Origin of the sequence: Solibacillus isronensis (assembly GCF_900168685.1) — a bacterium.
Taxonomy (GTDB): Bacteria; Bacillota; Bacilli; order Bacillales_A; family Planococcaceae; genus Solibacillus; species Solibacillus isronensis_A.
Map to the genome: position 1 here is coordinate 1556746 of NZ_FVZN01000014.1, position 22253 is coordinate 1578998.

General features: G+C 37.9%; 24 protein-coding genes. 4 read left to right on the forward strand and 20 right to left on the reverse strand.

Features of this window, described 5'->3' with window-relative positions; genetic code table 11:
• Positions 1–81: 81 nt before the first annotated feature.
• Positions 82–1269 carry an NAD(P)/FAD-dependent oxidoreductase gene (locus tag B5473_RS16250; RefSeq protein ID WP_079527029.1) on the reverse strand — a complete coding sequence of 396 codons (1188 nt, stop codon included), beginning with the start codon at positions 1267–1269 and terminating at the stop codon, positions 82–84.
• Between the two features lie 35 nt (positions 1270–1304).
• The gene (locus B5473_RS16255) at positions 1305–1733 is read right to left on the reverse strand and encodes a DUF1641 domain-containing protein (protein ID WP_079527031.1); all 429 of its coding nucleotides are present in this window, start codon (positions 1731–1733) and stop codon (positions 1305–1307) included.
• 537 nt (positions 1734–2270) lie between these two features.
• Between B5473_RS16255 and B5473_RS16260 the strand changes: the two genes are divergently transcribed.
• Entirely contained in the window at positions 2271–3110 is an 840-nt protein-coding gene (locus tag B5473_RS16260) for an aldo/keto reductase (protein ID WP_079527033.1), read from the forward strand.
• Between the two features lie 69 nt (positions 3111–3179).
• On the opposite strand, the gene B5473_RS16265 is transcribed toward B5473_RS16260, so the two are convergent.
• Positions 3180–3563: a winged helix-turn-helix transcriptional regulator gene (locus B5473_RS16265; protein WP_079527035.1), complete on the reverse strand. Its 384-nt coding sequence runs from the start codon at positions 3561–3563 to the stop codon at positions 3180–3182.
• Positions 3564–3673: 110 nt separating this feature from the next.
• On the opposite strand from B5473_RS16265, the gene B5473_RS16270 reads away from it, so the two are divergent.
• Together B5473_RS16270 and B5473_RS16275 are read left to right on the forward strand one after the other, a co-directional pair.
• Complete coding sequence (locus B5473_RS16270) at positions 3674–4897, forward strand: MFS transporter (protein WP_079527037.1); 1224 nt, start codon at positions 3674–3676, stop codon at positions 4895–4897.
• A 197-nt stretch (positions 4898–5094) separates the two neighbouring features.
• A complete protein-coding gene (locus B5473_RS16275; RefSeq protein WP_079527039.1) occupies positions 5095–5895 on the forward strand; it encodes a M15 family metallopeptidase in 801 nt (266 codons plus the stop codon).
• 88 nt (positions 5896–5983) lie between these two features.
• Here B5473_RS16275 and rarD read toward each other — a convergent pair whose 3' ends face one another.
• The 4 genes from rarD to B5473_RS20725 form a co-directional block, all read right to left on the reverse strand.
• Positions 5984–6910, reverse strand: coding sequence for an EamA family transporter RarD (gene rarD / locus B5473_RS16280; protein ID WP_079527041.1), 927 nt, complete (start codon positions 6908–6910; stop codon positions 5984–5986).
• Positions 6911–6997: 87 nt separating this feature from the next.
• The gene (locus tag B5473_RS16285; RefSeq protein WP_079527043.1) at positions 6998–8764 is read right to left on the reverse strand and encodes an ABC transporter ATP-binding protein; all 1767 of its coding nucleotides are present in this window, start codon (positions 8762–8764) and stop codon (positions 6998–7000) included.
• A complete protein-coding gene (locus tag B5473_RS16290) occupies positions 8754–10517 on the reverse strand; it encodes an ABC transporter ATP-binding protein (RefSeq protein ID WP_079527045.1) in 1764 nt (587 codons plus the stop codon). Before B5473_RS16290 ends, B5473_RS16285 begins: the two co-directional genes overlap by 11 nt.
• Before the next feature lie 103 nt (positions 10518–10620).
• Positions 10621–10791, reverse strand: a complete 171-nt coding sequence (locus tag B5473_RS20725) for a hypothetical protein (RefSeq protein WP_176142093.1) — start codon at positions 10789–10791, stop codon at positions 10621–10623.
• Between B5473_RS20725 and B5473_RS16295 the strand changes: the two genes are divergently transcribed.
• Positions 10791–11369, forward strand: coding sequence for a copper resistance CopC family protein (locus B5473_RS16295; protein WP_079527047.1), 579 nt, complete (start codon positions 10791–10793; stop codon positions 11367–11369). The genes B5473_RS20725 and B5473_RS16295 overlap by 1 nt on opposite strands.
• A gap of 49 nt (positions 11370–11418) precedes the next feature.
• Here the strand turns inward: B5473_RS16295 and B5473_RS16300 are convergent, their stop codons facing one another.
• The 13 genes from B5473_RS16300 to B5473_RS16355 form a co-directional block, all read right to left on the reverse strand.
• Positions 11419–12153, reverse strand: coding sequence for a glucose 1-dehydrogenase (locus B5473_RS16300; protein ID WP_079527049.1), 735 nt, complete (start codon positions 12151–12153; stop codon positions 11419–11421).
• Between the two features lie 76 nt (positions 12154–12229).
• Complete coding sequence (locus B5473_RS16305) at positions 12230–12862, reverse strand: TetR/AcrR family transcriptional regulator (RefSeq protein WP_079527051.1); 633 nt, start codon at positions 12860–12862, stop codon at positions 12230–12232.
• A gap of 123 nt (positions 12863–12985) precedes the next feature.
• Positions 12986–13174 (reverse strand): hypothetical protein, encoded by a 189-nt coding sequence (locus B5473_RS16310; RefSeq protein ID WP_008403793.1) that lies wholly within the window; start codon positions 13172–13174, stop codon positions 12986–12988.
• A 15-nt stretch (positions 13175–13189) separates the two neighbouring features.
• The gene (locus B5473_RS16315; RefSeq protein ID WP_079527053.1) at positions 13190–14386 is read right to left on the reverse strand and encodes a class I SAM-dependent rRNA methyltransferase; all 1197 of its coding nucleotides are present in this window, start codon (positions 14384–14386) and stop codon (positions 13190–13192) included.
• Between the two features lie 180 nt (positions 14387–14566).
• Positions 14567–15562 (reverse strand): biotin synthase BioB, encoded by a 996-nt coding sequence (bioB, locus tag B5473_RS16320; protein WP_079527056.1) that lies wholly within the window; start codon positions 15560–15562, stop codon positions 14567–14569.
• 246 nt (positions 15563–15808) lie between these two features.
• Entirely contained in the window at positions 15809–17050 is a 1242-nt protein-coding gene (locus tag B5473_RS16325; RefSeq protein WP_439848473.1) for an ABC transporter permease, read from the reverse strand.
• On the reverse strand, positions 17034–17936 hold the full coding sequence (locus B5473_RS16330; protein ID WP_079527060.1) for an ABC transporter ATP-binding protein: 903 nt from the start codon (positions 17934–17936) through the stop codon (positions 17034–17036). Before B5473_RS16330 ends, B5473_RS16325 begins: the two co-directional genes overlap by 17 nt.
• A gap of 216 nt (positions 17937–18152) precedes the next feature.
• The gene (locus B5473_RS16335; RefSeq protein ID WP_079527062.1) at positions 18153–18563 is read right to left on the reverse strand and encodes a VOC family protein; all 411 of its coding nucleotides are present in this window, start codon (positions 18561–18563) and stop codon (positions 18153–18155) included.
• A 21-nt stretch (positions 18564–18584) separates the two neighbouring features.
• Positions 18585–19016: a GyrI-like domain-containing protein gene (locus B5473_RS16340; protein WP_254865354.1), complete on the reverse strand. Its 432-nt coding sequence runs from the start codon at positions 19014–19016 to the stop codon at positions 18585–18587.
• Between the two features lie 25 nt (positions 19017–19041).
• On the reverse strand, positions 19042–19302 hold the full coding sequence (locus B5473_RS20975; protein WP_254865355.1) for a hypothetical protein: 261 nt from the start codon (positions 19300–19302) through the stop codon (positions 19042–19044).
• 34 nt (positions 19303–19336) lie between these two features.
• The gene (locus B5473_RS20980) at positions 19337–19489 is read right to left on the reverse strand and encodes a hypothetical protein (RefSeq protein ID WP_254865356.1); all 153 of its coding nucleotides are present in this window, start codon (positions 19487–19489) and stop codon (positions 19337–19339) included.
• Positions 19490–19604: 115 nt separating this feature from the next.
• On the reverse strand, positions 19605–21497 hold the full coding sequence (locus B5473_RS16350; RefSeq protein ID WP_079527066.1) for an N-acetylmuramoyl-L-alanine amidase: 1893 nt from the start codon (positions 21495–21497) through the stop codon (positions 19605–19607).
• A 300-nt stretch (positions 21498–21797) separates the two neighbouring features.
• Positions 21798–22034: a hypothetical protein gene (locus tag B5473_RS16355; protein ID WP_079527068.1), complete on the reverse strand. Its 237-nt coding sequence runs from the start codon at positions 22032–22034 to the stop codon at positions 21798–21800.
• Positions 22035–22253: the final 219 nt, after the last annotated feature.

Here is a 22253-nt window from a genome sequence, read left to right on the forward strand (position 1 = left end):
TATTTGTTAAAATTTGTTGTTTTTTGCAAAAATAAAAAGACATACCCGAAAGAAAGTGACTTTCGGGTATGTCTTAACTAATTAATATGCTAGGCCAAATAACGCTTTAATATGAGTCATATAGCGGATATTTGAAGCTTCTTTCATTAATGATGCTGGTAAACCTACTAATTGAGTATTGTTTGCCCCAACTGTAGCAATACCGTCTTTGCGGCCTAAAGAACCTAAAGTACCTGAGTTAGTAAATTTGAATTCTTTCAGGTCAGCACCTTTAATTTGTGCAAAAATATTGTAACCTGCAGTTTCACCTTGCTGCCATGCTACTTGAGCAGTTGGCGCATAAGTTGGACGGTCACCTGGGTTTGGAATATGCGCTGATGCATCACCAATAACAAATACTTCAGGATGTGAAGTAGATTGTAAGAAGTCATTGATAGTTGCTTTACCGCGATCTGCAGCTAAACCTGATTCAGCTACCAATGGAAGTGGAGCAACTCCACCTGTCCATACTAATGTATTTGCAACGATTGGTTCACGGTCTTTTAATTGAATAACATTGCCTTCAACGCCAGTAACAGGTGTTGATGTAATGAATTCAACTCCACGTTTCGATAAAGACGCTGTTGCACGATCGATTAAGTTTTCTGGGAATACCGGTAAGATTTTTGGACCTGCTTCAACTAATTTGATTTTAAGATCTTCAAATTTAACACCGTATTTCGCAGCAACTTTAGGGAAGTGGTCTACGATTTCACCAACAAGTTCAACACCTGTTAAACCGCCACCGCCGATAACGATTGTAGCATCTGCTTCGTCTTTTGTTGTTGCATATGCTTTAATGCGAGCTTCGATATGCTCGCGGATAGCATTAGCTTCATCAACTGATTTTAATACGAAAGAGTTTTCCTCTAAGCCTGGGATTCCGAAGAAACCAGTTTGGCTACCTAAAGCAACAACTAATGTATCGTATTGTAATGTTTTGCCGTTTGAAAGTGCTACATTTTTGCTTTCTACGTCAAAGCTGTTTACTTTTGCGATTTCCAAGTTGATGTCAAAACCTTTGAAAATCTTTTCAAGTGGTAATGAAACAGCACCTTCAGCAATTGTACCGCCAGCTAAACGGTGTAATTCAGTAATGATTTGATGTGTAGGGAATTGGTTTACAACTGTAATACGCGCTTCGTCTTTATTTAAATATTTACGAGCTGTTTGTGCTGCTAATACACCAGCAAATCCAGCACCTAAAATAACGATTTCTTTAGTTACCATATTAAAAATCCTCCAATAAGATTAGATTGTACAAATTATTTCATTTGTTTACGTTCAGATGCTACTTGTAAGAATGCATTAGCAAAACGTAATGCCCCTTGAACTTGTGGGTCTTTTAACATTTTTAATAAGCCGAATACGCCAACTGTTTCATTGCTTTCTTCAGCACGGTCTTTCGCTTCGATTGCTGTTTGTGCCAATGATTTAGCAGTACCAACAACTGGGCTCGCCATTTCTGTTACAGCAGCAACTGTATCATTTTTTAATGTTTCGTCAGTTGCAACACTAGTTGCGAAATCATACGTTTTTGTTAATAAAGTAGTCATCTCAGCCAATTTTGGTAAGTTATCTACTAAAGTAGTTAAAGAAGCTTGTACCTCTGGCTTTAGTAACTGATCTAAAACATCTAATTGCTCTTGTGTAACAGCCACTTTTTCTACCTGCTGATTATTCATTTCTGACATAATAACTCTCCTTTGCCATCACTTAATATTATTTTTTTCGAAAATTTCATACCCGATTGTAAAAACTTTCACATACCATTCAATAAGCAACGATAGCACAAAGATTCGTTTGTTACAATTAGAAAACGGAAATAAACGACCGAAAAACTTAATTCAAGAATATTCTGTAATTTTATTATTTAAAAAAATTTTATTTTTATGTATTTAGCGTATTTTTGTGTATTTTATAATAAAAATTTCCCTTCATTATTTTTAATATTGAAAGTATTTAAATAGTTGTTTCTTATCATTATTAAAGGTTATTTAGGTATTTATATGATAGAAAACAAAAATTCTTTACTAGTAAAAGTGATTCATCCCCCTTCCCTATTCCCCTCCATAATATTTTTCTAAAAAACTTTCTCTTCAAACGGTTGATTTGACTCAATAGGAACCTCCACGTTGCTATGAAACGAAAAAGTGCGTACTTTTTTTAATTTTCAAGTGGATCCATAATAAAAAAGCAACGAAATACTTATTCAATTGGAGGATCAATAAATGATTACTAGTTTACAGGATACAATCAAATTAAATAATGAGGTAAAAATGCCAGCAATGGGCCTTGGCGTCTTTCAGGTGGAAAACGACACAACAGCAGAAATCGTTAAAAATGCGATTGAGCTAGGTTACCGCAGCATTGATACAGCCGCTATTTACGGAAACGAAGCGGGTGTTGGCGAGGGCATTAAACTAGCACTGGACTCTACCGGTTTAAATAGAGAGGACTTATTCATCACATCTAAAGTTTGGAATGCCGGATTAAATTATGAGGAAACTGTTTCAGCTTACGAAGAGAGCTTGGAAAAATTAGGGCTGGACTATTTGGATCTATATTTAATCCACTGGCCAGGTAAAAATAAATTTGCCGAGTCTTGGAGTGCTTTAGAGGATCTGTATATAGAAGGTAAAATCAGAGCAATCGGTGTTTGCAATTTCAATATTTCGCATTTGCAGGATTTAATGAAAAACGCTCGGGTAACACCAGTCATTAACCAAGTTGAGTTTCACCCGCGCTTACAACAACAATCATTACGTGCATTTTGCAAAGAGCACAATATTCAATTGGAAGCTTGGGCTCCATTAATGCAAGGCGGTCTACTCGAAGATCCGACGATCGCAAAGATTGCCGAAAAGTATGAAAAATCAAATTCACAAGTTATTTTACGTTGGGATATTCAAAGTGGAGTTATCACGATTCCTAAATCCGTTCGTAAAGAGCGGATGGCGCAAAATGCCGACATTTTTGATTTTAGTCTTACTGATGAAGAAATGCAGATCATTAATGCGATGAATTTAGATAAACGTGTCGGACCGGATCCGGAAGTTTTTGATTTCTAATTTGAATGAAGTTTTGAAGAGACGAAAAGCCTCAAGATTTTTAGTACCTTGAGGCTTTCATTATTTTCATTAGGATAGTTTTTGCACAGCAATATCATCATCACGCTGCATAAGAAGAACTTCTTCACCATTCTCTTTTAATTTATCGATATGTTTCTCGCCCCACGTGCAAAGTAAGTTGAGCACCGGCTCCATCTCGTGTCCATATGGGGTTAAGGAATATTCCACTTTCGGCGGCACTTGGTTGTACACTTTACGATTAATTAAACCGCATTGCTCAAGCTCGCGTAATTGGGACGTCAGCATTTTCTGTGAAATGCCCGGAATTAACCGGCGAAATTCATTCGTCCGGATTTGACCATGGTGATTGAGGTGACATAGAATGACTGGTTTCCATTTACCCCCAATGACTTCGAGTGTTGCTTCAACACCAATATTATAAACTTTTTTCATATTGAACCCCCCCGTATTATCAAAAGTAACTAAAAGTACTGTACATGCTTTTATCGTATGTATGAATAATACTATACCCTATAAAATAAATCAAAGGAGTTATTTTTAATATGTCTACATCAAAAACACCAAACGCCAGATTAACACTTCTTGCGTTAGCGATCAGTTCGTTTGGTATCGGTTCTACAGAATTTATTAGCGTTGGATTGCTCCCGCTCATCACAAATGAATTTGGTATTACTTTAAGTACCGCCGGATTAACAGTATCAATCTATGCATTAGGCGTTACAATCGGAGCACCAATTTTAACGGTTTTAACATCCCGGCTTGACCGTAAAAAGTTGCTGTTGCTCGTAATGGTACTTTTTATCGTCGGTAATTTATGGGTAGCGATAGCACCAACATTTACTTTACTGCTGATCGGACGCATTATTTCTGCTTTTGCTCATGGTGTATTTATGTCGATTGCGGCGGTTATTGCCGCTGACGTTGTGGCACCTAACAAACGGGCAAGTGCCATCGCCTTTATGTTTACAGGATTAACTTTGGCAACTGTCAGTGGAGTACCTTTAGGAACATTTATTGGCCAAGTAACGGATTGGCGGCTATCATTCATCTTTATCGTCGTTATTGGCATAATTGGGTTAATCAGCAATGCGTTCCTTGTACCAAATAATTTAACAAAAAGTAAACCGATTTCATTAAGTGATATCGGAAAAGTATTAAGCAATTTCCGTATGCTGTTAATTTTGTTTATTACTGCAATGGGTTACGGAGGCGTATTTGTTGTTTACACATATGTGTCCCCTATTCTCGAAAATCAAATGGGCTACTCTCCTCATGCGATTGTCGTAATATTAGTTGTATACGGAATTTGTGTCGCTATTGGTAATACAATCGGTGGCCACTTTGCAAACATTAATCCACTGCGTGCGATATTCATCTTCTTTATTGGACTAGCCTTAACGTTACTTGGTGTATACTTCTCATTTGATTCCAAAGTAATTGGGCTCGTAATGGTATTAGCAATGGGACTGTTTATGTTTATGAATGTGCCAGGCTTACAACTGTATGCCGTTCAGCTATCTGAAAAATATGTACCAGCTGCTACTGCGATGGCTTCCGCTTTAAATATTTCAGCTTTCAATATCGGGATTTTCCTCGGTTCATATGTCGGCGGTTTGATTGTTCATTATCAGTCACTGGATAATACACCCCTATACGGATTTTTAATGGTAATCATTGCAGCAAGTATTACATTAGTTTGGATGATAGTAGATAACAAACAAAATGTTTGTACTAAGAATGAATTCTCGCCATTATCCAAAAATTAATATCTATAAAATATGATAGAAACCTCTCCTAACATTAATGTTTGAGACGGTTTCTATTTTTGTTTATAATTCCTTATGGAAATATTCAAAAGGAGCTCAATCAACCGTATTTTCGAAGTTCTTCGGAATATCTCCACAATTTTAACCTTCAAAATTCCGTTTTATTTGCTATGCTTAGATTGAAGGAGCGTTATTTAATGAAAAAGATTATTTTTATACTTATTTTTGCCGTTATTGGCTTTCAATTTTTTACGACTGAACAAGTTGGTGCTCCCGACTTACCTCAGCAGCTTTCACTAGCATCGAACTCCGTTACAAACGGGGATCTCGTCCTTGTTAACCGGGACATCGCATTACAGAATGAACCAGGCAATTTAGCCCCTATTCCTGCTGATATTGCTAAAAATGTAATCGTCAATTCAGAGTATTTTCTTGAAGAACAGGCTATAGTACCTCTCAAGCAATTATTCGAAGCGGCAGCGGAGGATGGAATCGAGCATTTCATAATCAATAGTGCCTATCGCAGCGGAAAACTTCAGAAACAGCTTTTTGATCAAATCGGTGCCGATTATGCCCTGCCTGCTGGTTATAGTGAACATCAGACAGGCTTATCGATTGATATTGGTTCAACTGTCGGCAAAATGGAAAATGTTGCTGAAGGGAAATGGATGGAAGAACATGCAGCGGAGTTTGGCTACATTCTACGCTATCCTAAACATAAGGTCGACATTACCGGAATTGAGTATGAGCCTTGGCATTTCCGTTACATAGGCTTGCCCCATAGCATGGTGATGAAGCAACATGACTTCGTTTTTGAGGAATATATTGCTTATCTTAAAGAGAAGCAATTTTATAAAATGAAATTAGATGATACAACTTATTTCGTGCATTATACAGATAACAAGACATCTGTGAACACGCTTGAATCAAACAATGTCAAAGTATCTGGTGATAATGTCGGAGGATATATTATTACTTCCGTATTAGAAGAAATATGATATCGTTCCTAATGATAATCGGATAAATAAAAAAACGACCATTTGCAAGTTGCAAAATGGTCGTTCTTTCTTTATTTTGATCGCATGATTATACTTTAACTTCATTCTCTTTATTATACGTCGCATGATGTTTTCTCGCTTCGAGCACTTTGGATGCCGAAAAGATGAATACCGCAAGCCAAATACATACGAAAGTGATGAATTCCGTCAGTGTAAAAGGCTCCTTGTATAAAAAGATGCCGAGCATTAAGCTAATCGTTGGTGCCAAAAATTGAATGAAACCCATTAAATAAAGCGGAATTTTTTGCGCACTTTTTGCAAATAGGACAAGTGGCAAGGCCGTTACGATCCCGCCGCCCATTAACAATAGATTAGTTTTCCAGTCCACTTGCATAAAGGCAATTTCCGACGTATTCATTAAATAAATGTAGATCCCAACGGCAATTGGTAAAACAAACAATGTTTCAATTGCGAGTCCGCGTGTCGCATCGAGCGGAATCTGCTTTTTAATAACACCGTAAAAAGCAAATGTTAGAGCCAGCGCAAGTGATACCCAAGGAATCGTTCCACCTAGTATCGCCTGATACCCTACCCCGATGGCCGCAATGATGACGGCTACTGCAGTTGCCCGGGAAATTTTCTCTTTAAAAAAGATCAACCCGAACAATACGGATATAAGCGGGTTAATATAATAACCTAAACTCGTCTGTAGTAAATGTCCATTGTTTACGGCCCAAATAAAGATTCCCCAATTGAGCGAAACAAAAACCGATGCTATGAACAGTAAAAAAAACTGTTTCTTATTTTTCCATAGCATTTTTATATCTGCTATCATCTGTTTGTACTGACGGATCAGCAACACAAACAGAACGGTGAATACAAAGGACCAAATTACACGTCCTACTAAAATTTCTACACTGCCGACATGCTGCAGCTGCTTCCAGTACAGAGGAATGATCCCCCACATTAAATAGGCGCCGATTGCTAAAATGACGCCCTTCTTTAGTTCTGACATTGGTGCACCTTCTAATTTTTGATACTCTCATTATAGATGTCCCTATTTGAGAAGTAAATAATTGTAGCTTAATAGCACACTTTTAAATTATTCCACTATACCATTTTGCAGTAAGTACATTTTGTGGTATAACCCTTTTTGTGCGATGAGCTGCTGGTGTGTACCGCGTTCGACGATCTCACCTTTATGCAATACTAATATTTGCTCAGCATCCTGAATTGTCGACAGTCTGTGCGCGATCGCTATCGTAGTACGGCCTTTGCGCATTTTTTCCAATGACTGCTGAATGCCGACTTCTGTTTCAGTATCAATCGCTGCCGTTGCTTCATCAAGTACTAGGATTTTCGGGTTTGTCGCAATTGTCCGCGCAAAAGCCACGAGTTGGCGCTGTCCGCTTGAGAACGTCGAACCACGCTCTATCACACGACTTCCATAGCCATCCGGAAGCGATTCAATGAAATCATTTGCCTGCACAAACTCTGCCGCTTCCTTCACCTTCTGTAATGTGAGATTTTCATTATACAATCGAATGTTCGAATCAATCGTTCCGTAAAAAAGGAATGGATCTTGAAGCACGAGCCCCATTTTTTCACGTAGTTCCCGCTGTTCGTATTCTTTGATCGACTGGCCGTCAATTAAAATTTCACCGCGCTTAAATTCATAGAAACGCATTAGGAGATTGATAATTGAACTCTTTCCGCTACCGGTATGCCCGACTAACGCAACCGTTTCTCCAGGGTTGACCGTGAACGAAATATTTTTCAGCACATCTTGCTTGCCGTCATAGCTAAACGAAACATTTTTAAATTCGATATGGCCTTTTGAAACTTGAACCGGCTTGTTTTGCTGTGCTGGCTCGAGCTCTTCATTATCTATCAGCTCAAATACACGGGATGCCGCTACAATCGCTTGCTGGAACAGTGCGAGACGTTCCATTACTTGATTAATCGGATCAAAGAAACGGTTCATATAAGTTATGAACGCGTAAACAACCCCGACTTCCACCGCTGTTTCAAATGATGTCCATCCGAAGTAAAACAGTAAAATAACGATTGCTGTAAAGTACACTAAGTCAATAATCGGACGAAGCAGAAGACTGTTCATTTTCGTATTGGCCATCATTGACTGGAAATGCTCTTCATTAACACGGTCAAACTCGTCATTGAAACGAGGTTCTTGACGGAATGCCTGCACGATGCTCATTCCTGATAATGTTTCAGAAAGTTTCGCATTAAGCTCACTCAGTTTTTCCCGCATGCGCATATACACAACCGAACTCATTTTGCGGTATAGCCAAATGATGTACATAATAACAGGCAGCAAAAGAAGCATGTAAAATGCTAACTTTGCATTTAGGAAAAACATCGCAAAATACACACCGACAATTAAAAACGCCGCCTGTACAAAGCTGATGAGTACCGACACGAACATATCTTTAATTGCTTCCGTATCATTTGTTGCCCTGGACACGATTGAACCGGCCGGAACCTGATCAAAATAGCGCATGCCAAGTCTGTGAATTTTTGAAAACACATCAATTCGCAGTTGCTGAATAACTTTTAGTGCTAGCTCCTGGAATTTAATATTTTGATAATATGTGATAATAACGTTCAGCAATTGAATAATAAAGTACCCAACACCGAGTGTGACGATTGGGGTCATATCAAAATTGCCGATCATTAGATGGTCGTCGATATACACTTTGATCAAATACGGACCAATAATATCTCCGAGAACGGTTAAAACAAGCAGAAACAGCGCAATGGCCAATATCTTTTTATGTGGCTTTAAATACGTAAAGAGGCGCTTTAATACGAGGCGCTGTTCTTTACTTGAAATCGTCTCATTCGCCATCTTGGTCACCCCCCTGTTCCACTAACTGCTCAAGTTGCTGTAACTGGTACATTTCATAATAGCTTCCTTCCAGTGCCATTAACTGTTCATGGGTACCTTTTTCAATAATTGTACCTTCATCAACAACGATAATGACATGTGCCTGCTGGATTGCGCTTAGACGATGTGATGTAATAATCGTTGTCGCATTTTTCCGCTCTTCTTTTAATGCATGTAAAATCGCTTCTTCTGTACGCGCATCTACCGCAGATAAAGAATCATCCAATATTAGCAGTTCAGGTTTCATCAGTAATGCCCTAGCGATGGAAATTCGCTGTTTCTGTCCACCTGAAAGAGATACCCCTCGTTCTCCGACAATCGTGTCGTAACCATCTGTAAAGCTCATTATATCTTCATCAATATTTGCTAATGCTGCCGCCGCACGAACTTCCTCCATGATTGCACGGGGATTGGCAAAGGCAATATTGGAATAAAGTGTTGCCGAAAATAAAAAATGATCTTGCGGTACATAACCAATTGCCTGACGGAGAGAACTTTTCTTATAGTCATTTATGTTGTGTTCACCAAATTGAATCGTTCCTTCATATCCTTCAAACTCACGAAGCAGCAGCTTTAAAATCGATGTCTTCCCCGCACCTGTTTTACCGACGATTCCGAGTGTTTCGCCGCGTTTCAGCTCAAAATGCACATCGTGTAATGTCGGTGCCGCATCTCCAGGGAATGTAAATGATGTGACGTTGAATATAAGATCTCCTGAAGGATTTTCTTCAATTGCGTCAATCTTGTCATCGATTTCAATCGGGGTATTTAAAATGCGTTCGATCCGGTCATATGAAACACTGCCTCGCTCGACGATATTGAACAGCATTCCAATTGCCAGCATCGGCCAGATCAGAATACTTAAATACGTCGTGAAAGTAACTAAATCACCGACAGTCATCGCATCTTCCAAAATAAATTTCGTCCCGAATCCAAGGCTTAACATAAAACTTAATCCGACAACAAAGCTGATTGTCGGGTCAAATAATGAATCGACTTTTGCTACGCGCATATTTTTTTCCACAACTTCATCGGAAAGCTTCGTAAAATCCGCAACGTCCTCCTGTTGCTGACCAAAAGTTTTCAGCACTTTCATCCCGCTGATACTTTCCTGTGTTTTATCGTTTAAATCAGAAAACGCAGCTTGGGCATGACGGAAACGCTCATGCAGAAGCTTGCCGTAATAGCTCGTCGATAAGGCGACTAGCGGCATCGGAATGAGTGCAATTAATGTCAGACGCCAGTCAATTGTGATTGCCATTGCCAAAATGACAAATCCCCCTGTTGTAAGCGAGTCAAATAATGTTAAAACCCCGCCGCCAGCTGTTTGCTGCACTGCACTAATATCATTTGTTGCATGTGCCATTAAATCACCGACACGATTTTTTTGATAAAACGACGGTGACATTTGTGTAAAATGGCGGTGGAGCTTTTCGCGTAATGTTCGCGCCAACAGGTTGGACGATCCAAAAATCATTTGACGCCAGTAATATCGCAGTATGTACATGGCAATTGCTACACCGATGATGATGGCGAGCCATTTAAACAAGCCTGCTTTCGTTAATGTACGTGCACCGATTTCATCGATAGTGAAGCCGATAATTTTCGGCGGCACGAGCTGCAGGATGGCTACTAATACAAGCATTAGAAGCCCGACTGTGTATTGGTATTTTCGCTCTTTAAAAAACCAACCTAATTTAAGAAATACCTTCATTCTTTCACCCTCTTTTTTACTCAAGTTCCCCCATTTTACCAAATATTTTAATTTTCCGATATATTTTACAAATATTTTTTCGGATTCCGAATTATTTTTTCAATTAAACTTTCTCTGTTGATTTTGTAATGGTTTTTACATTTATATTTTCGCTTTCAATATTTCTGTATCTTTTTGTCCATACTATATTCAAAACTCCATTTCCAGCAGATTTTTTTAATTTTTCTGCAGCTATGGGAACTGCTAAATGAATATCGAAAGGAAGTTTTTTCATTGAGGAAACAATTATTATTATCGTTTGTTGCTACATTTTTATTATGTGTACCGGGAGCATTCGCACATACACACTTAGTATCAACTAATCCTGCTGAAGGTGAGACTGTTGACGAAAATATTAAAAATATTGATTTAACGTATGAAGGAAAAATTGAAGAAGGCAGTATATTTAAGGTAATAGCAAGTGATGGTAAGGAGATGGAGATTCATTCTATTTCTGTAAATGATGGAGTCCTATCCGGAATTATGCTTGATCCTCTTCCAAATGACACTTATACAGTTGAATGGAATAGTATTAGCGAGGATGGACATCCATTATCAGGTTCATTTTCATTTGCAGTAAATGCGCCTGCGGAGACAAAGAAGGAAGAAGATAATGCAGCTGATACAACTGAAAAAATTGCCGACGATGTAGATTCACTTGTCGATACATTAAAGGATGAAACGAATTCCGATGATAATGACGAAGGCTCATTTTGGACGCTTGTTATTGTCATCACACTGATTGTGCTTGTGCTCGCAGTGATAACGATGTACAGCTATAAGAGATGGTTAGTGAAGAAAACGAAAAAATAAAGCAAATAAAAACTGCACTCTAACACAATTAGAGTGCAGTTTTTTCAAATTATTGCGCTGTTATTCCACCATCAACAACAAACTCCGCTCCTGTTGAGTAGCTTGACTCGTCCGATGCTAAGAAGACTACTAATTGAGATACTTCTTCTGGTTGTGATACACGTTTCAGCGGGATATGCTTTGCAAATTCTTCGATTGCAGCTTTTGCATCTTCCTGCATGATCATCGGTGTTGCAATAACACCTGGGTGTACTGAGTTTACACGAATACCCATTGGCGCCAAGTTTAATGCAGCTGCTTTCGTCATACCACGAACAGCAAATTTAGTATCTGTATAGCCTACAGCACCACCAACTAAGCCATTGATTGATGAAATGTTGACAATTGAACCGCCACCAGCTTTCATCATTGAAGCCGCTACTGCTTTCATACCTAAGAATACTGATACTTGGTTAATATTGACGATTTTCATGTATTCATCTAAAGACATTTCCAGCATATTTTTGTTCATCGAAATTCCTGCATTATTTACTAATACGTTTACAGGACCAAATGCTTCTTCTGCTTTCGCGATAACAGTTGTCCAATCTTCCTCGGAAGTAACGTTTTGTTTTACGAAGATTGCATTTTCCCCTAATTCTGCAGCAAATGCTTTCCCTTTTTCTTCATTTAAATCTGTTAAAACTACTTTTGCACCTTGTTCTACAAATGCCTTAGCGTGGGCGGCACCCATACCTTGAGCAGCACCTGTAATAATAGCAACTTTACCTGTTAATCGAGACATCAAAATCATCCTCCTAAAAATATGATAGTTAACTATCACTATCTCGATTTAACAATAACAATGTTTGATCGGTACGTCAATTTTTAGTGGCTATGAATTGTAAAAACATCTCTTTAATCAGCTTTAACTGCTTTTTAGGATCTAATTTCACGGGTAGATTAGGGTCATGCTCTGTCAAATAGGATTCTACAGTAAAGTAACTTATATTTTGTACGACAGTAAACACATACTCCGGAATATCAATGCCTGCTCGTATTGATTTGTCTTCCATTCCTTTTTCTGCTATAGAATACAAAACATTGGCCATTTCTCTTCGAATATCTACATATTCCTTGTACTCGTATGTCTCTTCAGAAATCGGTTTATATGCTTCGAATGCTTTAAAAAACTTCACAAACTGATGCTGCGGGTCATCGATTAACTCAATATAATAAGTTAATATCCGTTCAATTTGTTCATAAGCAGTCATTGGTTCATCTGCAATTTGTTTGATAGAATTTTTCATTTCATTAGTTATTTCATTATTAATTGCTAAAACGAGTAATTCTTTATTCGCAAAATAACGATAAAATGTTGCAATACCAATCCCTACTTCATTTGCAACGTCCTGTAATTGAACTTGCTGAATTCCGCTGTCCAACATCAAAGACTTTGCTGCCTGTATAATTTGTTCCCTGCGCTGTTGTTTTCTTTGTTCTCTAATACTCAATAGTCTTCCCCTCAATTTTACATATTATAGCTGTATTGTATCATGATTATTTACAGTTAATTTAATGGTCACGTTCAAAAAAATACACCGCAACAATTGGATTCAATCGTTGCGGTGCCTGTATTAGCGTAAACGTTCCAAGTCCTGATAATCTTTCATATATGGGCCATCTTCAGCCACAGCTGAATGGTACAGCGCTTTAACCGCGAAGTTTTTTTCCAGTCCCATTTCCGATTTCAGTTTTTTCAGTTCGTCATGCAGTTCGCGATGCTCATTGATTAATTTCAGCATCGTTGTTTTGTTGTATTTCATATCTTATCACTCCGATTAGTTCATCACCTGTATGATGACTACTTTTAAATAATTGAATTCCGGGAAGTTATGCGGCACAGTGAAATCTTCCGGCAATTGGTGCTCTTCTAAAATTTTATAGCGTGCCCCATTGTCTTTAAATGCTTTATCGATGAATGTTTTGAACTTTTTCATATTAAAGCTTGCATTGTTTGTTGATGCGATAATCACTCCACCATTGTTTGTGATCGTTAATGCATCCTTGAGCAATTTCGGATAATCTTTTGACGTACTGAACGTCATTTTTTTCGTACGGGCAAAACTTGGCGGATCCAGTACAACGACATCAAATTTCAGGCCTTTTCTTGCTGCATAGCTGAAGTAGTCAAACACGTTCATCACTTTAATATCTTGTGATTCATAGTCAATCCCATTCACACTGAATTGCTCAATTGTTTTCGGTAAGCTGCGTTTTGCCAAATCGACACTAGTCGTACCCGATGCTCCGCCTAAAGCTGCGGCAACCGAAAACGCACCTGTATACGAGAATGTATTCAGTACCGTCTTATCTGTTGAATAGCGGTCACGTAATGCTTTACGTACATTACGCTGATCTAGGAAAATCCCTGTCATTGCCCCATCATTCAGATCAACCGCAAAGTTCATGCCGTTTTCCTGAACGATCAGCGGGAATTCGCCTTTTTCACCGGATACATAATCATCCTGATCGATATATTGACCATTTGTATCAAAGCGCAGTTTTTCATAAATCCCGCGAGTATTCACTGCCGCATTCAATGCTTCATAGATATCATTGCGGAATGAATAAATTCCTTCACTGTACCAGCTCACCATGTAAAAGCCGTTAAAGAAATCAATTGTCAAACCGCCAATGCCGTCACCTTCACCATTAAAAACACGGAAAGCAGTTGTATCTTCAGAGGCAAAAAAGTCTGCACGTTTTTCAGCAGCTTCACGGATTTTCTTCGTAAAGAACTTCACATCAATCTGCTCTTTTTCTTTACGAGTCAGCACCCAGCCGATTCCCTTGTTTTGAATACCGCAATAGCCAGTTGCTATATAGCCGCCGCTTTTATCAACTAAATGAAGAAGGCTGCCTTCTTCAATCGATACTTCCGGCATTACAACTGTATCTTTTAAAATTAATGGATTGCCATTCGTCAAATCCTTAATCGCTTTACTTTCTACTTGTAGTTCTGTTTTTTTTCTCATGCTTTCATCCTTACTACTGTTTTTCGTTCATAAAAAAGAGAGACTTGTTTTAGATACAAATCTCTCCGTACAATATCAGTTTACTACGAATGCTTGCGAATAGCTACTCGCATGTTGAGTTGACGCTTGCTAGTATTGCTTTTTTATAATTAATTAGGTAGATGAACTCTCATATCCAGCCTACATTTGAAGTGCTGCCTGCTTCTCATTGATTTCAATTTCAAAGCCTAAATCTCTGATTAATGCATAATCCGCATTTTCCTCTTGACCTTCTGTTGTTAAATAATCCCCTACAAAAATACTATTTGCAGCATACAACCCAAGTGGCTGTAACGAACCTAAGTTGATTTCACGTCCTCCAGCGATTCGTATTTCCTTTGTTGGGTTAATATAACGGAATAAGGCAAGTACTTTTAAGCAATAGCGGGGATCCAGCTCCTTAGTACCTTCCAGCTTTGTCCCGTCAATTGCATTTAAAAAGTTGATTGGAATGGAATCTGCATCCAGCGCATGAAGTGCATAGGCAATATCAACAACATCCTGTTTCGTTTCACGCATTCCAATAATGGCCCCCGAACAAGGTGACATCCCATATTTTTTAGCAATTTCAACCGTATTGACCCGATCTTTATATGTATGTGAAGTGGTAATATAATCGTGATGCTTTTCGGATGTATTCAAATTATGATTATAGCGGTCGACTCCAGCTGTTTTTAATTGTTCTGCCTGTTCATCTTTCAGCAGCCCTAAACAAGCACATACTTTTAATCCGTATTGTTCTTTAATTTCCTGAACCGCTTCACTTACAACCTTTACATCTTTCCGTGTCGGTCCGCGTCCACTTGCAACTATACAAAACGTTCCAATCTGATTTTCAAATGCTTTTTTAGCTCCGGCAATGATTTCTTCTTTTGTTATAAACGGATATTTTTCAATTGGTGCAGTAGAAATGGATGATTGTGAACAATAGCCGCAGTTTTCAGGACAGTAGCCACTTTTAGCATTCATAATCATATTTAGTTTTACCTTTTTACCGTAATAGTGCTTCCGAATAAGGAAGGCCCCTTGCATTAATAGTAGCAATTCATCGTCCGGTGCATGGACAATGGCTAACGCTTCTTCATGCGTAAGTATTTTTCCTTCGAGAACTTCTTCAGCTAATTGAACCCAATTCATTAATACTTCCCCCTATTGATCAGTAAGATTTTAATTGTTTAAACAATATTTAAAATAAAACCATTTTGTTAACCTATATTTTTATAAGGTTAACGTAAATATAAAGTAATCATTCTTTTACGTCAACCATGTTTTTATTTAGGTTGACTTATATTAGGAAGGAAATTTTTTATGGAAGGCATGAAAAAGCTCCCCATTAAGATGAACAGATTTTCTGTCCACATAATGGGGAGCATAATTTAAAAGTTAAGTTGTTACTTTAAATACCGTTTTCATTTTTTCAATAATACCGCCTGATGAATATGTCAGTACACTTCGTTTGTAGAATGACAGACTTAGGAAGTAAAGTGTCAGTACTGTTACAACTAAAAGAACGAAGCTAATGATTGGTTCAATGGCATTCATATCCGTTGCACCTAAACGCATCGGCATAACCATACCTGATGTAAATGGAATGTACGAGAATACTTTAATCAGCATTGTATCCGGGTTACCCATACCTGTCAGCATTACGTAGAATCCAACAAGTGTCAGCATCATTGCCGGCATCATTACTTGCCCTGCCTCTTCTACTTTTGAAACAAGGGATCCGAATAATGCACCGATAATTAAATACATGAAAATCGTTAAGAATAAGAACCCGATAATATACAAGAAGTAACTGATCGATAGAGAATTAAGCAGATCTGTTACAATGGACCATTTGTTTCCGCCATCCGAGAAGCGTAGCAATAATAAGAGGCCTCCGAAAAGAATAACGAATTGTGTAAGGGCGACTAAAAATACACCGACAATTTTTGAACGGAAATGCACTTCAGGCTTCACGCTCACTAATAACATTTCCAATGCACGAGACCCTTTTTCCGAAGCAACATCTGTTGTAATCATTGATAAATACGATGCAACAAAAATATAAATGATAATTCCAATCGCATACGAAACCCAAACACCCGCCATTTTTTCTTCGGCAGATTTACCGTCATCCGCAGCTTCATTCAGAGAATTTAATGTGATGACCGGTTCTGACGATAATAGTAGCTGTTGCTGCTCTGGTGATAATTCCATTTGGCTCATTGCATACAGCTGACCTGCTTGACTTAGCGCACTTTGGAAATCTTGCTGGTCATTTAGCGGAAGCGGATCATAGGATTCAATTTTCGCCGCTAGTTTGCCATCTGCATCTGATAAGGTAAAGGCCGCATAATAGTCTCCGTCCTTCAATTTATCCGCGATATCCCCCGATTCAACATATACATATTCCACATCATCTGTATCCTGCAGCACTTGCGCGATATCAAAGTCAGTTTCATTTACAACCGCAATCGTATCGGCATCCCCCGAGAATATAAGGTCTTTGATTTCAGACCAGAACATAAACCCGCTTAGCACTACTAAGTAAAGCAATGTTGTTAAAATAAAGGATTTCGATGTAATTTTCTGTTTATATAATTTTTTAATAAGCACTTTAAATTTAGACAAGGCCGGCACCTACTTTCTCTTTGAAAATTTCATGCAGCGATAAATAATCTAAACTGAATTTTTCGATATAATTGCCGTTTGAAAGCAGGTCAAAAATTTCAGGTGCATATTTTTCATCTTCAAGTGTCAGTACCGCCTGTGAATCCCGTTCCATTTTGACATGATTCACACCTGGGTAGTTGCTTAATACTTCAAAAGATTTGTCAGTACGTACTGTCAGTTTCGTTTTACCGTACTGCTTTTTCAAATCAAGCAGCGAGCCTGAAAACAGGGATTCACCGCGTTTAAGTAAGCATAAGTGATCACAGAGCTCCTCAACGTTATCCATTTGGTGACTCGAGAATAAAATCGTCATTCCTTGATCGCGCAAATACAGAATTGCATTTTTCAGCAACTCCATGTTAACCGGGTCCAGTCCGCTAAACGGTTCATCAAGAATTAAGAATGCCGGTTTGTGAATAAAGCTGGCGATTAATTGAACCTTTTGCTTATTACCTTTTGATAAAGTCTCAGCTTTCACATTTCGTTTTTCTTCCAGATCAAAGCGCTCGATCCAAAAGTCGATATCTTTTTTCAGCTCGCTTTTATCCATTCCATGCAGCTCGCCGAAAAAGTAAAGCTGCTCTTCCACTTTCATTTGCGGGAAAATACCGCGCTCCTCCGGTAAATAACCTAAAAAATCACGGCTTACCGATTTAATCGGCTGCCCATCCCATGTAATGGTACCTTCTGTTGTATCCTGTAAATCCAGAATCATTCGGAATGTAGTCGTTTTACCTGCACCATTTTGCCCGATTAAGCCAAATATTTCGCCTTTTTCAATTGTAAAGTTCAATCGGTTTACTGCAACGAAATCACGGTAGCGTTTCGTCACATCTTTCAGTTGTAACACCATGAGCGTACCTCCTGTTTATAAGAACTAGCGAATTCCATTATATAGCAATTATTCCAAATATAAAATAAGTAAAAAATTATGTAATAAGTAATGTTTATAAAAATACTAAATAATTTCATTCGCCACTATGTTTATGTACGGAACAGAACATGAAAAGATTCATTATTACGTAAAAAACTTAGTAAGGAATTCATCCATACTAAGTCCGTAGAGAATTTATTTAAATTTTTCTTTAAAAGCAGGGCTCAGTTCGCTCCACACATCGAATTTATTTTTATCCAAATCATAAAAGACAAAATTTCTTCCTGCATGCCCGCGGTCTTCAATCTCACCGACTTCGACACCGCTTTGCTGAAATTCTTTATGCAATTTTGCTAAAGCATGAAATCCATCAACTTCAAATGTTATTGAAAAACGTTCGTTTCCATATTTATCTTTAAAATTGGCACTTTCATTTTCATTCGATTTCACTAGAAAGAAACTTTGATTTGCAAAGTTTAATATGGCTTTATCCGTGTCTTTGTAACTTAAAGCCGCTTCCAAGTTCTTCACATACCATTCTGCAGATCGATCCACATCCGTTACCGGTATATAAGTTGTTCCGACTCTCACTAATTTTTCGCCCATTTTTCTTCTCCCTTTTAAGTTCTACGCAATGATTGGTAAATAGATTTCTACTTCTTCCCCTCCGTTGACAGGGTGGTAAGTTTCGATAATATAAGAATCAAGATCTCTTTTATAACCTTGCGCTGTTCCCCAATTCAGCAAACCTTCATGAAGTTTATCCAGTTCCATTATGTTCCCTCTTGTCGTGATATAATGGTTATCTGTCTCTAAATAATCCATTCCTGTCGGGATTTTGTTCACTCTCTCGCGAACGATAAGTCCTACATAGAAATTGCCCGTCGTATGGTCGGCACTCTTTTTAGGCTCATACAATGCAATTTCACTTTCAGTCGGGAAGTCGATTTCACTCGAACGGCTTAATAACCGTTTTGCAAGCAATGGTACTTCACTTCCAAAGTTTTCATACTCCCCACTGCCCTTTAAGCCAACCAACTTGAATTCTTTTTTTATCATTTTAAATGTCAATTAAATCACCGCACTATTCATTATTTTTAATCCACTCTTCCAGCAAATTACGGTCAAAGGGTTCTTTTAATTTTAGATAGCCGGTTGTCCAGACATTTGTTCCCTCTTTTTCCCGTTTTACTCTATCATTATCGTAAATCGTATAGGTGACCGGCTTCCCGAGCGATTGGTCCGAGAATTTAATCGTATAATAGGATGTGGTTTCTTTTGCTTTACGTACCCTTTCGGATGGCATCGTCTCCAGCATAAGGTAAAGATCATTCACTTCATCCATATGGTAAGAAACTGATGAATCATTTGATGGATATTTAGCGACTGTGACCCTTTGTTAATTCTTTACTGTCCACTGTATGCCATTCATCGAACTCTTTAGAAAGCCGGTACATTTCATATTGATTCCAGACATAATAAACACTTAAAACAAATCCAATTAATAAGACTATTTTTATTGACAGCTTCATTTCAACCCCCAGTATGAAAAAGTTAATTTTAATAAATTTTACCATATTTTTCTATCATGCTTAAATAAAAATGGCTTAGTCCTTTTAAAAGAACTAAGCCATTAAACAGCATATTTTATTTTCTGTAGTAATCGACAATCCCGTTATAAATTGATTGTGCATAGATTTCTACATACTTATCATTGATTAATTTTTTACGGTCTTCAGCATTTGAGATGAACCCAAGTTCTACTAATACAGAAGGAATGATCATATTGCGAGTCACATAATACTGTGCTTCTTTTACACCACGGTTTTTCATATCCGCATTTTTGACAATCTCATTGTTGATATACGTCGCAAGCTTTTTATCCTCTTCATACTGGTCACCTGTTGTAATGCTGTAGTACGTTTCAGTACCTTTTGCACTTGTAGATGTCGCCGAGTTTACGTGAATACTTACATAAACTTCACCAAACTTGTCCTTCGTAAATTTCACGCGGTCCTGAAGGGATGGATACGTATCTCCTGAACGTGTAGTATATACAGTTGCGCCGTTCGCTTCAAGTTTTTGTTTGACAAGATTGCCTACCTTTAAAACGATCGCTTTTTCAGTACTACCAGAGTTAACAGCACCTGGATCTTTACCACCGTGCCCTGGGTCTAAAATAATAATACGGTCTTTAATAGGACTGCCTTTTTCGTTCACTAGTTTAATGTACGATTTGTGCACATAGCCTGTATCTTTGCCCGCTGTTACTTTTGCCCAATAGCCATTAATGGAATGTACCGCAATTACTGTTCCTTTTGATAACTTTTTAATTGTCGCTGATGATCCTGATGCCGATTTGCGCATGTTTAAACTCGCAACCGTTACTTTACCTGTTGTACCGGATGTTACGACAGGATTGTTATTATCGGAATCCGTTTCTGATGGTGGCGGAGTTACATTTGAACCCCCTACATCCGTCGTGCTATTTTTTACAATATAGCCAGGAATCCCACCTACTGTTGTTAAATAATAACCGTCAATTTCTTTGTAGACTGACAATGTTGAACCGGCAGAAATTTGTTTAATTTTTTTAGATGACGATGTCGGTTTGTAATACAGATTTATAATTGTATTTGTCTTGACAGCTTTAATTGATGGTCCAATGGCATTGCCGTCTTGTTCAAGGAATTTGGCATATGATTTACTGATATAACCGTAATAGCCTTGATAAGAAACTTTTAACCAATTACCTTCCACAGCATACACCGATAACTTACCGCCCGAATTTACTCTTCCAATCACTGCACTTGATGTTGTTGGCTTTGTACGAACATTTAAGCCGTCTGTTGTTACAGATACAAGACCAATTACTTGTGTCGTATCAACTGAATCAAGGTGTTCGGGTAAGGCTAGTCGGAATTCATCGCTTTTTGCTCTTGCGATAAATGATGCGAATTGTGCTCGTGTTACCGAGCCTTTTGGCATGTATTTGCCGTCACTACCTTTTGTAATCCCATTATAGTAGATTGCTTTAATATACGGAGCATATGTATTCGAATTCGATACATCTGGGAAGTACACCGGTAAATCATTATAGTCACTTACATTTAAATTAAATGCTTTAGATAAAACGTGACTCATTTCTTCACGAGACAAAGTGGCATTAGGAGAAAAATTCCCTGATGTTTTAGTAAATAATCCAAGTTGACGTGCACGTTCGATGTATGTCGATTGTTCAGTCCCGACTTTAACATCTGTGTACGAGGATTTACTTACTTTTAGTGGACTTTTACCTGCAGCAATGACTGCCATTTTTGCAGCTTGTGCACGCGTCACACTCATGTTGGGTTTGTAGTACGTTTTGCCCTTTTCCTGATATCCTTTAATCGCCCCAAGGCTAATTAAATACTGGATCTCGTCGTAAGTGGCATCGGTTGTCGCAACATCTGCAAATACTACTTTAGCTGATGTCGGTGTAACAGCTAGTGTACAAACGAGGAAGATTGCAACAACCAATGTAATCAGTTTTTGATTCATTGTTCCCTATCCTTTCATAAGCTGTCCCCCTCATTGTATAGTACAAAACCGGAAAAAAATAGAGGTAAATCCATATTTAATGTCAAAATCTTGTTACAGTCTAGTTACAAAAAGATTACATGGAATAATATTCTTGGTTTGTTAAGTGGAAATAAAGGGTAAATGGTCTATTTAACATTGTTGCAATAGAGCGAATTGTCGGTGTTTTTTTAAAAGCAAAAAAAAGAATCCAGTCCGTAATATTTCGGACAAATGGATTCTTTTTGAGTCTATAATTTTTTTTGAATTCGTATTAATTTATTAGAAATTGATAGAAAATTGTTTTGCGATTGTACGAATCTCTTCAATTTTTTCCGGTTTTAAATACTCCATCATTTTTGGAACAAACTGTTCAACGTCCTCTTTAGTAAATGTACCTTCATCCTGCTTTTTAAAATTTTCGGCAAGTAAAGCTTTTGCTTCCTCCATCTTGTCCTCTTTTACTCGTTGTAAAATGAAGTTCGAAAACATTTCCTGCATATTTTTATCTATTTGCATAATGACTGCCTCCCTATAATTTAAATTTTGTGAATATCATCATACTTTAAAATTATAACAATAAATCCAATTAATAATCTATTTATTGAATATAAACCTTCTCCTCCTTAATTGCCATGAAAAAAATTCCTCAAAAATAAATAATCAGCTCAGCCTATTACTAGTCCTAAAAAACCCCACCATCGAATAAAATGCACAAATATGTAATTAATGGAGGAC